13 protein-coding genes are annotated in these 12,546 nt (G+C 64.8%); 8 read left to right on the top strand and 5 right to left on the bottom strand.

The window, feature by feature from the left end:
- Positions 1 to 12 precede the first annotated feature (12 nt).
- Together mltA and apaG are read right to left on the bottom strand one after the other, a co-directional pair.
- On the bottom strand, positions 13 to 1,278 hold the full coding sequence (gene mltA / locus KT882_RS05770; RefSeq protein ID WP_228894901.1) for a murein transglycosylase A: 1,266 nt from the start codon (positions 1,276 to 1,278) through the stop codon (positions 13 to 15).
- 158 nt (positions 1,279 to 1,436) lie between these two features.
- The gene (apaG, locus tag KT882_RS05765) at positions 1,437 to 1,811 is read right to left on the bottom strand and encodes a Co2+/Mg2+ efflux protein ApaG (protein ID WP_161074115.1); all 375 of its coding nucleotides are present in this window, start codon (positions 1,809 to 1,811) and stop codon (positions 1,437 to 1,439) included.
- Between the two features lie 140 nt (positions 1,812 to 1,951).
- Here apaG and rpe point away from each other — a divergent pair, with 140 nt between their 5' ends.
- From rpe to KT882_RS05725, 8 genes are all read left to right on the top strand, one after another.
- Positions 1,952 to 2,617 (top strand): ribulose-phosphate 3-epimerase, encoded by a 666-nt coding sequence (rpe, locus tag KT882_RS05760; protein ID WP_056403590.1) that lies wholly within the window; start codon positions 1,952 to 1,954, stop codon positions 2,615 to 2,617.
- Entirely contained in the window at positions 2,617 to 3,327 is a 711-nt protein-coding gene (locus KT882_RS05755; protein WP_161074116.1) for a phosphoglycolate phosphatase, read from the top strand. Before rpe ends, KT882_RS05755 begins: the two co-directional genes overlap by 1 nt.
- 201 nt (positions 3,328 to 3,528) lie before the next feature.
- A complete protein-coding gene (gene trpE, locus KT882_RS05750) occupies positions 3,529 to 5,025 on the top strand; it encodes an anthranilate synthase component I (protein WP_161074117.1) in 1,497 nt (498 codons plus the stop codon).
- A gap of 1 nt (position 5,026) precedes the next feature.
- A complete protein-coding gene (locus KT882_RS05745) occupies positions 5,027 to 5,590 on the top strand; it encodes an anthranilate synthase component II (protein ID WP_161074118.1) in 564 nt (187 codons plus the stop codon).
- A gap of 72 nt (positions 5,591 to 5,662) precedes the next feature.
- Entirely contained in the window at positions 5,663 to 6,721 is a 1,059-nt protein-coding gene (gene trpD / locus KT882_RS05740; RefSeq protein WP_161074119.1) for an anthranilate phosphoribosyltransferase, read from the top strand.
- Positions 6,722 to 6,731: 10 nt separating this feature from the next.
- Positions 6,732 to 7,388 (top strand): LysE family translocator, encoded by a 657-nt coding sequence (locus tag KT882_RS05735; RefSeq protein ID WP_161074120.1) that lies wholly within the window; start codon positions 6,732 to 6,734, stop codon positions 7,386 to 7,388.
- 10 nt (positions 7,389 to 7,398) lie between these two features.
- Entirely contained in the window at positions 7,399 to 8,199 is an 801-nt protein-coding gene (trpC, locus tag KT882_RS05730) for an indole-3-glycerol phosphate synthase TrpC (protein ID WP_161074121.1), read from the top strand.
- 20 nt (positions 8,200 to 8,219) lie between these two features.
- Positions 8,220 to 8,744 carry a hypothetical protein gene (locus tag KT882_RS05725; RefSeq protein WP_161074122.1) on the top strand — a complete coding sequence of 175 codons (525 nt, stop codon included), beginning with the start codon at positions 8,220 to 8,222 and terminating at the stop codon, positions 8,742 to 8,744.
- Between the two features lie 193 nt (positions 8,745 to 8,937).
- On the opposite strand, the gene KT882_RS05720 is transcribed toward KT882_RS05725, so the two are convergent.
- Genes KT882_RS05720 through KT882_RS05710 form a run of 3 tightly spaced genes read right to left on the bottom strand, consistent with a single transcriptional unit; the run spans position 8,938 to position 12,541 of the window.
- On the bottom strand, positions 8,938 to 10,125 hold the full coding sequence (locus tag KT882_RS05720; protein ID WP_161074123.1) for a GGDEF domain-containing protein: 1,188 nt from the start codon (positions 10,123 to 10,125) through the stop codon (positions 8,938 to 8,940).
- Positions 10,125 to 11,948 (bottom strand): M61 family metallopeptidase, encoded by a 1,824-nt coding sequence (locus KT882_RS05715; RefSeq protein ID WP_228894890.1) that lies wholly within the window; start codon positions 11,946 to 11,948, stop codon positions 10,125 to 10,127. The genes KT882_RS05720 and KT882_RS05715 overlap by 1 nt, the downstream gene beginning before the upstream one ends.
- Positions 11,945 to 12,541 carry a nucleotidyltransferase family protein gene (locus tag KT882_RS05710; RefSeq protein ID WP_228894876.1) on the bottom strand — a complete coding sequence of 199 codons (597 nt, stop codon included), beginning with the start codon at positions 12,539 to 12,541 and terminating at the stop codon, positions 11,945 to 11,947. The genes KT882_RS05715 and KT882_RS05710 overlap by 4 nt, the downstream gene beginning before the upstream one ends.
- Positions 12,542 to 12,546: the final 5 nt, after the last annotated feature.

Raw genomic sequence — 12,546 nt, 5'->3', positions numbered from 1 at the left:
CTCCCGCCGCAATCAGAGTTTGCGGCGGGCCTGGGCGGAGGCGGCGGGCGGCACTTGTTTGGGCATCAGCACCCAGACGCTGCCGCGCTGCTTCATGCGGCCGGCGTTTTCTGCCGCTTCGGTGCCGAAGCCGAAGAAGTAGTCGACCCGGATCGCGCCACGGATGGCGCCGCCCGTGTCCTGCGCCATGACCAGGCGCTGCAGCGGAATGTCGCTATTGGCCTGGGTGGTGGACAGGAACACCGGCGCGCCCAGCGGCAGCTGCGAAGCGTCGATGGCGACCGAACGCTGCGGCGTCAGCGGCACGCCCAGCGCGCCCTTGGGTCCCACCTTCGGGTCCGGCAGTTTTTCTTCCTTGAAGAAGACGTAGGAAGGGTTGGCGTTGAACAGCTCGGACTGGCGCGTGGGGTGGCCGGCGATCCAGGCCTTGATGCCCTGGGCGGAGGCCTGGTCCAGCGTCAGCTCGCCCTTGTCCACCAGGTAGCGGCCGATGGACTTGTAGGGATAGCCGTTCTGGTCGGCATAGGCCACGCGCACGGTTTCCTGGGTGTCGGTCAGCTGCACGCGGCCGGAGCCCTGCACTTGCAGGAAGAACGCTTCCACCGAATCGTCCACCCACAGCAGTTCCTTGCCGCTGAAGCTGGCGCGCTCGATGTCGGCGCGGGTGGAGTACGGCACCACCTTCTTGCCCTGCAAGCGGCCGCGCAGACGCATGCCTTTCAGCTCGGGATAGACGCCGGCCAGCTCCACGGTCAGCAGGTCGTCCGGCACCTTATATAGCGGCGTCTGGTAAGGGCCGCCCTTTTTGCGCGCGCCGCGCAGCAGCGGCTCGTAGTAGCCGGTGACCAGGCCGGTGTCCGCCCCGTCCGGCGCGATCACCTGCTGCGGCTCGAAGAAGCTCTCGAAGAACAGGCGGATGCCCTTTTCGTCATTGCCGTTGACCTGGCGCGCCACGCCGCACGGCTCCTTCCACTCTGCGCGCTTGCCCAGCACAGAACAGGACGACATGAACGCCGGCCAGGCCGCGCGCAGGTCGTCCCGCTCCCAGCCCGGCAGCGCGGCGAAACTGGACGGCACGAAGCGGATGGCGGCGGGCGGCGCGGGGGGCTGCGCCTGCGGCGCTGCGGGCGCGGCGGGCTGGACCGGCGCCTGCGGCTCGGGTGGACGCGGCAATGGCTGAGGCTGCGCTGGCGCGGACGGCATCGGCGAAGTACAGGCGGAAAGCGCCAGCGCCACAGCGCTGGTGGAAAGGATTAAACTACTGCGTGCAAATAACATGGGGGACTGGTTATGTGGGTGTTGATGTTGGAAGCGTTTGTGGCGCTGTTTCTGCTGGTGTTTATTGTCTGGTGGACGCTGCCATCCAAGAAGAAGCCACCAGAGGCAAAACCTGGGGTCAGACCCGCTGGGTCTGACCCCGGCAGTCGCGACGATTCCTAGTGCAGCGTGCGCGGCAGCGACAGCACGAATTCGGGGATCTTGGCTTCGAACTGGTGGCCGTCCTCCGCCACGCAGAAGTACTCGCCCACCATGGAGCCTTGCGGCGTGGCCAGCGCGGTGCCGCTGGTGTATTCGAACTGCTCGCCCGGCTGCAGCAGCGGCTGGTGGCCGACCACGCCCAGGCCGCGCACCTCTTCCGTGTGGTTGTTGGCGTCGGTGATGATCCAATGACGCGAGATCAGCTGCGCGGCCACCGTTCCCGTGTTCTTGATCGTGATCGAGTAGGTGAACACGAAATTGGTGCGTTCGGGATCGGACTGTTCGGGCAGATACTGGGTTCTGACCGAGACAGTGAATTCATAAGAGGCCATCTGCAATCCTTAATAATTCGTCAGTAATTCTTCGTGCAAGCGTAACGAATTGTTATCGTCTGTCTGACATTGCACCGCAAATCCGGCGCGGGCGCAAGGGTCAGCGTAAAATAGCGCATCTTTTTATCGCAGGCCCATCCATGACTACCTTCCGTATTGCCCCCTCCATCCTGTCCGCCGACTTCGCCCGCCTGGGCGAGGAAGTGCGCAATGTCGTCAGCGCCGGCGCCGACATCATCCACTTCGACGTGATGGACAACCACTACGTGCCCAACCTGACCATCGGCCCGCTGGTGTGCCAGGCCATCCGCCCGCACGTGGACGTGCCGATCGACGTGCACCTGATGGTCAAGCCGGTGGACCGCATCATCCCCGACTTCGCCAAGGCCGGCGCCAACATCATCACCTTCCACCCGGAAGCGTCCGACCACATCGACCGCTCGCTGCAGCTGATCCGCGACCACGGCTGCAAGGCCGGCCTGGTGTTCAACCCGGCCACCCCGCTAAGCTACCTGGAGCACGTGATGGACAAGATCGACATGATCCTCATCATGTCGGTGAACCCCGGTTTCGGCGGCCAGTCCTTCATCCCGCAGGCGCTGAAGAAGATCGCCGAAGCGCGCCGCATGATCGACGAATCCGGCCGCGACATCCTGCTGGAAGTGGATGGCGGCATCAAGATCGACAACATCGCCGCCGCCGCCAAGGCCGGCGCGGACACCTTTGTCGCCGGTTCGGCCATCTTCGGCCAGCCGGACTATAAGGCAGTCATCGACGCCATGCGCGCACAGCTGGCGGGCGTGTAATGACGACGGCGGCCTCTACTCCCCTGCGCGGCGTACAGGCCGCCATCATCGACCTCGACGGCACCATGCTGCACACCATGCCGGACTTCCACGTTGCCATCAACCGCATGCTGGCCGAGATCGGCATGCAGCCCTTGGCCGTCGAACAGATTGAACTGATGGTGGGCAAAGGCTCGGAACACCTGATCCGCCTGGTGCTGGGCGTGTATTTCGACGCCGCCGGCGTGGAGCAGCGCTTCACGGCCGCGATGGCGGCCTACCAGCGCCATTATCTGGACATCAACGGCGACCACAGCACGCTGTATCCGGACGTGGCCGCCGGCCTGGACGCGCTCAAGGCCCACGGCCTGCGCCTGGCCTGCGTGACCAACAAGCCCATCGCCTTCGCCCAGCCGCTGCTGGAGCAGAAAGGCCTGGCCGGCTATTTCGAGGTGGTCTACGGCGGCGACTCGCTGGCGCAGAAAAAACCCCATCCGCTGCCGCTGCTGCAGGTGTGCCGCGATTTCGCGCTGGCCCCGGCCCAGGTGGTGGCCATAGGCGATTCCTCGAACGACGCGCAGGCCGCGCGGGCGGCCGGCTGCCCGGTGTTGACGGTGCCGTACGGCTACAATCACGGCGAGTCTATACACGACACAGATTCCGATGGTATAGTTGACACGCTGCTACACGCGGCCGACTTGATACGCTTGCACAACCAGATAGCAAACTGATCCTAAACACAGCATGTTTCTCAACAAAAGACACAATGTCACGCACCAGGGCTCGATTGAGGCCTGGCTATGGCGACGCTGGCAATCCTGGGCTAACTAACCCCCGCTGATTGCTGTCGTCCGCATTTTCGTGCGCCGACAGGTTTTTTGAACTACTCCCGCCCGAACTCCACCTATTGCTCCGGGCGGCATGGAGAGAACATGACCGAACTCGAATTCAAATCGCTGGCCACGCAAGGCTACAACCGTATTCCCCTGATCGCGGAAGCCTTCGCCGATCTCGAAACCCCGCTCACGCTCTACCTGAAACTGGCCCAGACCCAGAACCACGGCAAGAACACCTTCCTGCTTGAATCGGTGGTGGGCGGCGAGCGCTTCGGACGCTATTCCTTCATCGGCCTGCCCGCGACCACGCTGCTGCGCACGCACGGCACGCTGACCGAGATCGTCAAGAACGGCACGGTGATCGAGACCCACGAAGGCAATCCGCTCGACTTCATCGAGCAGTACCAGTCCCGCTTCAAGGTGGCGCTGCGCCCCGGCATGCCGCGCTTCTGCGGCGGCCTGGCCGGCTACTTCGGCTACGACACCGTGCGCCACATCGAGAAGAAGCTGGCCGGCGGCGCGCCGAAAGACGACCTGAACCTGCCGGACATCCAGCTGATGGTGACCGAAGAGCTGGCCGTGATCGACAACATCTCCGGCAAGCTGTACCTGATCGTCTACGCCGACACCAGCCAGCCGGAAGCCTATTCCAAAGCGCGCCAGCGCCTGAAAGACCTGCGCGGCCTGCTGCGCCGCGGCGTGGACGCGCCGGTGACGTCCGCCTCGGTGCGCACCGAAACCATCCGCGACTTCGACAAGGCAGACTACCTGAAGGCGGTGGCCAAGGCCCACGAATACGTGATGGCGGGCGACCTGATGCAGGTGCAGATCGGCCAGCGCCTGCGCAAGCCCTATGTGGATTCGCCGCTGACCCTGTACCGCGCGCTGCGTTCGCTGAACCCGTCGCCGTATATGTACTTCTACAATTTCGGCGACATGCAGATCGTCGGCGCTTCGCCCGAGATCCTGGTGCGCAACGAGACGGCGGCCGACGGCCAGAAGAAAGTCACGCTGCGCCCCATCGCCGGCACCCGCCCGCGCGGCGGCACGCCGGAGCGCGACGCCGAACTGGCGGCCGAACTGCTGGCCGACCCGAAGGAAATCGCCGAACACGTGATGCTGATCGACCTGGCGCGCAATGACCTGGGCCGCATCTCCAACATCGGCACCGTCAAGGTCACCGACCGCATGGTGATCGAGAAGTACTCGCATGTGCAGCACATCGTCTCCAACGTGGAGGGCAGGCTGAAAGACGGCATGTCCAACCTGGACGTGCTGCGCGCCACATTCCCAGCCGGCACCCTGACGGGCGCGCCGAAAGTGCGTGCCATGGAAGTGATCGACGAGCTGGAAATTTCCAAGCGCGGCATCTACGGCGGCGCCTGCGGCTACCTGTCCTTCGGCGGCGAAATGGACGTGGCGATCGCCATCCGCACCGGCGTGATCAAGGACGGCATGCTGTACGTGCAGGCCGCAGCCGGCATCGTGGCCGACTCGATACCGGAAATGGAATGGCAGGAAACTGAAAACAAGGCGCGCGCCGTGCTGCGCGCCGCCGAACAAGTGCAAGATGGCCTGGATGGGGAGTTCTGAGATGCTGCTGATGATCGACAATTACGACTCCTTTACCTACAACATCGTGCAGTACTTCGGCGAGCTGGGCGAGGACGTGCGCACTTTCCGCAACGACGAAATCACCATCGCCGACATCGAGGCGATGAACCCGGACCGCATCTGCATTTCGCCCGGCCCGAAAGCGCCGGCGCAGGCCGGCATTTCGGTCGAGGTGCTCAAGCACTTCGCCGGCAAAAAACCTATTCTGGGCGTCTGCCTTGGCCACCAGGCCATAGGCGAGGCCTTCGGCGGCAAGGTGATCCGCGCCAAGCAAGTCATGCATGGCAAAACTTCCGCAATCGCGCATACCGGCGTGGGCGTGTTCAAAGACCTGCCCAGTCCTTTCACCGTGATCCGCTACCACTCGCTGGCGATCGAACGCGCCTCGCTGCCTTCCTGCCTGGAAGTGACGGCGTGGACCGACGACGGCGAGATCATGGGCGTGCGCCACAAGGAATACGACATCGAGGGCGTGCAGTTCCACCCCGAGTCCATCCTGTCGGAACACGGCCACGCGCTGCTGAAGAACTTCCTGGAACGCTGATTTTCCGGCGGCGCCACCGCGCCCACGCCCAAAATCCGTCCCGAGCTCAATACGAACCGAATAGGAATTGCCATGCCTACGCCTAAGAACACGCACCAGATCACCCATCAAGAAGCGCTGCTGCGCTGCATCGAGCACCGCGAGATCTTCCACGACGAAATGCTGCACCTGTTCCGCCAGATCATGTCCGGCGAAATGTCGCCCGTCATGGTCGCGGCCCTGACCATGGGCCTGCGCGTGAAGAAAGAAACCATAGGCGAAATCGCCGCCGCCGCGCAGGTGATGCGCGAGTTCTCCACCAAAGTGCCGATGGCCGACACCACCAACCTGCTCGACATCGTCGGCACCGGCGGCGACGGCGCGCACACCTTCAACATCTCCTCCACCGCCATGTTCGTGGCGGCGGCGGCCGGCGCGCGCGTGGCCAAGCACGGCGGACGCAGCGTGTCGTCCTCGTCCGGCTCGGCCGACGTGATCGAATCGCTGGGCGCCAACATCAACCTGAAGCCGGAGCAGATTGCGCAATCCATCGCGCAGACCGGCATCGGCTTCATGTTCGCGCCCAACCACCACGCCGCCATGAAGCACGTGGCGCCGGTGCGGCGCGAACTGGGCGTGCGCTCCATCTTCAACATCCTGGGGCCGCTCACCAATCCGGCCGGCGCGCCGAATATCCTGATGGGCGTGTTCCACCAGGATCTGGTGGGCATCCAGGTGCGCGTGCTGCAGCGCCTGGGCGCGCAGCATGCGGTGGTGGTGTACGGCAAAGACAATATGGATGAAGTGTCGCTGGGCGCGGCCACCATGGTGGGCGAGCTGGTGAACGGCGAAATCCGCGAGTATGAAATCCATCCGGAAGATTTCGGCATGCAGATGATCGCCAGCCGCAACCTGAAAGTGGCCGACGCCACCGAATCGAAAGCCAAGATGCTGGAAGCGCTGCGCGGCGAACCGGGACCGGCCTACGACATCGTGGCGCTGAACGCGGGCACGGCGCTGTATGCGGCCGGCGTAGCCTCCTCCATCGAGGACGGCCTGGCCAAAGCGCGCACGGCCATCACCTCCGGCGCCGCGCTGGCCAAGGTGGAACAGTTCATCTCGGTGACGCAGCAGCTCGGCGCCGCCAACTAAGGAGAACGGCATGTTCGGCATCCATGACCTGGCGCTGTTCGTCGTTTCCGGCCTGCTGCTCAATATGATGCCGGGGCCGGATACCCTGCTCATCATGGCGCGCAGCGCCACCCAGGGCTGGCGCGCGGGCTGCGCCGCCGCGCTGGGCATCGGTGCTGGCACCATGGTGCATGTCACCGCCGCCGCCGTCGGCCTGTCTGCGCTGCTGTCCACTTCCGCCATGGCGTTCAATGCGGTGAAGTGGGTGGGCGCGGCGTATATCGCGTATGTCGGCATCGGCATGCTGCGGGCCAAGCTGAAGCCGGAGGCGGAAGCCGGGGTCAGACCCGCCGGGTCAGACCCCAGCCTTGCTGCAACCAGCTACCGCCGCATCTTCGCCCAAGGCTTTTTGAGCAATGTGCTGAATCCGAAAGTGGCCCTCTTCTTCCTGGCCTTTGTGCCGCAATTCATCTCAGCCGACTCGTCCAGCAAGGCGCTGGCCTTCCTGATCCTGGGCTGCATCTTCAACTTCAACAGCATGTTGTGGTGTAACGGGCTGGCTGTCTTCGCCGCCTTCGCCAGCGCACGCCTGAAAGTCAAACCGCTGGTGGCACTCTGGCTGAACCGCATTACGGGCGGCCTGTTCCTGGCACTCGGTGCGCGCCTGGCGCTGTCCGAACAACACTGAAAGCACGACCATGTCCAACATCCTGAACAAAATCCTGGCCACCAAGGCCGATGAAGTGGCAGCCGCCAAAAAGCACCGCAGCCTGGAAAGCGTGCGCGCCGAAGCGGAAGGCGACGCCGAACTGCGCGCCGGCCTGCGCGGCTTTGAAGCCAGCCTGCGCAAGCAGATCGCCGACGGCAACGCGGCCGTGATCGCGGAGGTGAAAAAAGCGTCGCCATCGAAAGGCGTGCTGCGCGCCGACTTCAACCCTGCCGCCATCGCGCAAAGCTACGCATCGCACGGCGCGGCCTGCCTGTCCGTACTGACCGACGTGCAGTACTTCCAGGGCGCCGACGACTACCTGAAACAGGCGCGCGCCGCCTGCGCCATCCCGGTGCTGCGCAAGGACTTCATGGTCGATATGTACCAGATCTATGAAGCGCGCACGATGGGCGCGGACTGCATCCTGCTGATCGTGTCCGCGCTGGACCACGGCCTGATGGCGGAAATGGAAGCTTGCGCGCACGGGCTGGGCATGGACGTGCTGATCGAGTCGCACGACGGCGAGGAGCTGAGCGCAGCGCTGAAGCTGAAAAGCAATCTGATCGGCATCAACAACCGCAATCTGCGCACCTTTGAAACCTCGCTGGACACCACGCTGAACCTGCTGGACCGCATTCCTTCCGAGCGCCTGGTTATCACCGAATCTGGCATCCTGAATGGAGACGACGTGCGCCGCATGCGCGACGCGAACGTCCACAGTTTCCTGGTGGGCGAAGCCTTCATGCGCGCACCGGATCCCGGCGCGGAACTGCGCCGCCTGTTCAGCTAAACCGTATCCGGAGGCCCGCCATGGGCAAACAGCAGCACACCGCCATGCAGCGCCTTGCGGCCGTGCTGCTGGTTTCCGTGTTTGCCGCCATGCTGGCCTCCTGCGGCAAGGAGCCGCCCCGGCGCGACGCGCAGTCCAGGCCGGCCGAGATTCCACGCACGCCGCTGCCCACCGAGCAAGTGCCGGTGCCGCCCCTGCCTCCTGCCATGCACAGCGTGGACGATTACAAGCGCGCATTGGCCGCGAAGATCCTGGCGGCCACGCCGGATGGCGCGTTCAGCGGAACGCTGCCGCCGCTGCTCACGTCCATCGTGGTGGTGGAAGCAAAGATAGGGCGCGAGGGTGATATTGTGAACCTGCGCGTGGCGCGCTCGCGCGACCAGAAGGCCAGCAACCTGGCGCTGGCGGCCATGCGCGCCGCCGCCCCCTTCCCCAAGCCGGGCAAGCTGATGGCAGGGCATCACAAGACGTTTGATATTTCGGAGACGTTTTTGTTCAACAAGGAGTACCGGTTTCAGATCCGGACCCTGGCGCCGGTGCAGTAATGGCGGGTTACGGCTGCGCCTAACCCGCCCTACGAGACGTATGTGCCCGTATAACCGGCGATCGTATATGTGCCCGCATCACCGGCGATCGCATATGTGCCCGCGTAACCGGTGATCGTATATGTGCCCGCATCACCGGTGATTGTCTATGTGCCCGCGTAGGGCGGGTTAGCGCGCCGCGCGTAACCCGCCATCACGGCGCCGCCGCCAACTCCACCCTGTCCCGGCCGTTTTCCTTGGCGCGGTACAGCGCCGCATCGGTGCGGTCCATCAGGCCGTCCAGCGTTTCTTCGCGCGAGAGATGCGTGCCTATGCCTATGCTCACCGTGCACGGCGGCAGCTGGTCGTCCCAGCCGGTCCGCAGCGCCTCGCGGATACGCTCGGCCACCATCATCGCGCGCGGCACTTCCGCGTCCGGCAGCAGCACCACGAACTCCTCGCCGCCAAAGCGCGCCACATAGTCGCTCTCGCGCAGCGCCTGGCTGATGATGTTCGCAATCTGCACCAGCACCCGGTCGCCCACCACGTGGCCGTAGCGGTCGTTGATGGCCTTGAAGTGATCCAAGTCTATGCTCATCAGCGACAGCGGCCGGCCGTCGCGCCCTAGCTGCACGCGCTGCTTGTTATAGAAGATGTCGAAACCGCGCCGGTTCAGCACCCCGGTCAGCGGATCGTGCGTGGAGCGCTCCTCCAGGATGCCCTGCAGGCGCCGCATGGCCATCATCAGGAAGGCCACCGCCAGCATCAGCGTCATGAAACTGGCCAGCGCCATGAACACGTTGACCAGCGCGCCATTGACCAGTACGTCCTCGGTCACTGCGTCCACCGTCAGCGCGGTGAACATGCGCGCCAGCACGGTCAGCGCCTGCGCCGTCACCAGCACCGCAAAGAAGCAGTAGGAGAAATGGCGCACGCCCTCGCGCCACGCCAGCCAGCTCTGGACGGAATAAAAAATGAAAGCCGCCAGCGAGAACGCGGCAATGCGCGCGCCCAGGTGGGGCTGGACCAGCATCCACCAGGCGGTCAGCAGCATGCCCACCAGCCAGATGCCGTGGAACAGGCCCCAGCTGGGCCGCCGCCCAAAGAATTCCTGCGTGCCCAGCATGGACAGGCCCACGCCCCAGAACAGGAAGGCGTTCGCTGCCAGCAGCGCCGCCTTGCCCGGCCAGACGCCCGGCAACTGGCCATTCAGCGCAAACGACACGCCCCCGGCAACCACGCACAGCAGTCCCAGCGACCAGCGGTTCAGGCCGCGCACTTCTCCCCGGAAGCTGCGGTGCAGCGAGTACATGACCATGCTCATGCCGCCGCTCATGGCGACCGACATCAGCAACAGGGTCCGCAGATCCAGTTGGAAGAGCAGCGCAGGCCCGGGCGTCATCAGCGGCTCGCGCTCGGCCGCAGCAGGCCGGATGCCTTCTTGCCCGCAGCCTCGGGAGCCAGCGCCAGCGTCACGTTGGGTACGCGGTCGCCTTGCAGCTTGACGCGGAAGCTGCGCAGCTCGTCGCGGCGGAAGGCGAGCACTTCAACGCTGTCGCCCACCGCGTAGCGTGACAGCAGCGTATCCAGATTGCCGGGAACGACGCGAAGGCCGTCGACCGCCACCAGCAGGTCGCCCGCCGACAGTCCCGCCGCATGCGCCGCGCCGCCTTCGTGGACGGCGGACAGCTTGGCGTCCGCGCCGTCGCGGCCCAGGTTTGCATCCAGGCTGGGCTTGGCCGGCTTGCGCTCGTCGCTGTACTTCACGCCGAACGGCGCCAGTATTTTCGCCAGCGGCAGGTCTTCCGTGCCGCGCACGTATTTGTCGAAGAAGGATTTCAGCCTGGCGCCCGCCACTTCGTCGCACAGCGCCTCCACTTCGGCCGGGCTCACGCCGCGTCCCGCGCCCTTGTAGAAATCGCGGCCGTAGCGCTGCCACAGCGCCTGCATCACGTCGTCCAGCGACTTCTTGCCTGCGGTCTTGCTGCGGATGGCCAGGTCCAGCGTCATGCATACCAGCGAACCCTTGGTGTAGTAGCTGACGATGGCGTTGGCCGCGTTTTCGTCCTGGCGATAGTATTTTCCCCAGGCGTCGAAGCTGGAATCGGCCACGCTCTGCTTCAGGCGGCCCGCGCCGCGCAGCACGCCGCCCACGGTTTTACCCAGCAGCTTGTAGTAGGCCGGCTCACCGATAATGCCGGCGCGTACCAGCATCAGGTCGTCGTAGTAGCTGGTGCCGCCTTCGAACAGCCAAAGCAGCGGCGTGTAGTTTTCCGTGTTCAGGTCATACGGCGCAAAAGCGGACGGCTTGATGCGCTTGACGTTCCAGGTGTGGAAGTACTCGTGGCTGCACAGGCCCAGGAATTTCAGGTAACCCTCGCTGATGTCCGCGCCTTTCGGCGTGGCGGCGGTGGGCAGGTCGGCGCGGGCGCAGATCAGCGCGGTGGAGGCGCGGTGCTCCAGGCCACCGTAGCCGTCGCCCACCGCCATGGTCATGAAGACGTAGCGGTCCATCGGCGCGCGCTTGGTTTTCGGCTCGAAGAACGCGATTTGCGTTTCGCAGATGGCTTTCAGGTCGGCGCACAGGCGCGCCATGTCCAGGTTGGGCACGCGGCCGGTGATCACCACGTCGTGCGGCACGCCGTGCGCCTTGAAGGTGGCCAGTGCGAAGTCGCCCAGCTCCACCGGGTGGTCGATCAGCTCATCATAATTGGCGGCGGCGTAAGTGCCGAAGCCGTAGCGCTTGGCCTTCAGTTCAGGCAGCGAGGTGGCCACGCGCCAGGTTTTGGCGGCCGGGTCGGCCGGACGCTGGATATCGACCACATGCTGCTCGTCCTCCTGGCCCGCCACGCGCAGGAATACGCTGGTGCCGTTGAAGAAGGCGTGGCTCTGGTCCATATGGGCGGCGCGCACCGACAGGTCCCAAGCGTAGACTTCGTAGACTACGGTGAGCTGGCCCGCCACCGGCGCGGCTTGCCAGGTGTGCTTGTCCACCTTGGACAGCTTGACCTCGGCGCCGTCCGACTCGGCGCGGATGCGCACGATGTTGCGCGAAAACTCGCGGATCATATAGCTGCCTGGAATCCAGGCGGGCAGCGCCAGCAGTTGGCCTTCGGGCGCCGGCTGGTCCACCGTCAGCGTGACTTCAAACATGTGGGCGGCCAGGTCTTTGCCTACGATGGCGTAGCTGACGCCTGGTTTCTTCGATATGTTGTTCTTCTTCATACTTTGTCCTTGGGATGCAGGTCTGCAGGCGTGTCGACGTCTTGCAGGATGCCGCTGTCGTCCACTTCCAGCTCCGTCACCGGAGCATGCTTCAAAATGCCGCGTGCGCCCTGGTCGCCTTCCAGCGCCAGCAGCTGTGGCAGGTAATGGCGGCTGAACCCAACCGGGTTGCCGCGCCGCCCCCGGTACATGGGCGCGGCAATACCGGCGCCCTGTTCCAGTGCGGTTTTCAGTGATTGTATTGTAGATGGCTGCACATGGGGCATATCCCCGAGGGCAATGATGAAGCCCTGTGCATCTTTGCCCGCATACGTCAGCGCATGGGCCAGCGAAGCGGCCATGCCGGTATCGGCTTGTGGGCAGATAGTGACTTCGCAGCCCAGCGCCAGCAGCTGCGCCGACAGGGTCTCGGCATCCGCGCCGGGCCGCAGCACGGCCACCACGCGCGGCAGCACCGCCAGCATATGGCGCGCGCTGGCCGCAACGACGGAGGCCTGCTGGCCCTCCGGGCATTGCAGCAGCTTGTTGCGCTGGCCGGAAGGATCAAAACGAGTCCCCCTTCCGGCCGCCAGCAGGATGCCGGTGACGCTCACGCTGC

Source organism: Pseudoduganella aquatica (assembly GCF_020865585.1).
Lineage (GTDB): Bacteria > Pseudomonadota > Gammaproteobacteria > Burkholderiales > Burkholderiaceae_D > Rugamonas > Rugamonas aquatica_A.
This window is presented reverse-complemented; position numbering and strand designations above follow the sequence as displayed.

Bases quoted from the DNA above. Each gene is read 5' to 3' on its own strand.
- KT882_RS05715 (WP_228894890.1), bottom strand. From the start codon at position 11,948: ATGAAGAAGAACAACATATCGAAGAAACCAGGCGTCAGCTACGCCATC.
- rpe (WP_056403590.1), top strand. From the start codon at position 1,952: ATGACTACCTTCCGTATTGCCCCCTCCATCCTGTCCGCCGACTTCGCC.
- trpE (WP_161074117.1), top strand. From the start codon at position 3,529: ATGACCGAACTCGAATTCAAATCGCTGGCCACGCAAGGCTACAACCGT.
- KT882_RS05725 (WP_161074122.1), top strand. From the start codon at position 8,220: ATGGGCAAACAGCAGCACACCGCCATGCAGCGCCTTGCGGCCGTGCTG.
- KT882_RS05745 (WP_161074118.1), top strand. From the start codon at position 5,027: ATGCTGCTGATGATCGACAATTACGACTCCTTTACCTACAACATCGTG.
- mltA (WP_228894901.1), bottom strand. From the start codon at position 1,278: ATGTTATTTGCACGCAGTAGTTTAATCCTTTCCACCAGCGCTGTGGCG.
- KT882_RS05755 (WP_161074116.1), top strand. From the start codon at position 2,617: ATGACGACGGCGGCCTCTACTCCCCTGCGCGGCGTACAGGCCGCCATC.
- trpD (WP_161074119.1), top strand. From the start codon at position 5,663: ATGCCTACGCCTAAGAACACGCACCAGATCACCCATCAAGAAGCGCTG.
- KT882_RS05735 (WP_161074120.1), top strand. From the start codon at position 6,732: ATGTTCGGCATCCATGACCTGGCGCTGTTCGTCGTTTCCGGCCTGCTG.
- KT882_RS05720 (WP_161074123.1), bottom strand. From the start codon at position 10,125: ATGACGCCCGGGCCTGCGCTGCTCTTCCAACTGGATCTGCGGACCCTG.
- trpC (WP_161074121.1), top strand. From the start codon at position 7,399: ATGTCCAACATCCTGAACAAAATCCTGGCCACCAAGGCCGATGAAGTG.
- apaG (WP_161074115.1), bottom strand. From the start codon at position 1,811: ATGGCCTCTTATGAATTCACTGTCTCGGTCAGAACCCAGTATCTGCCC.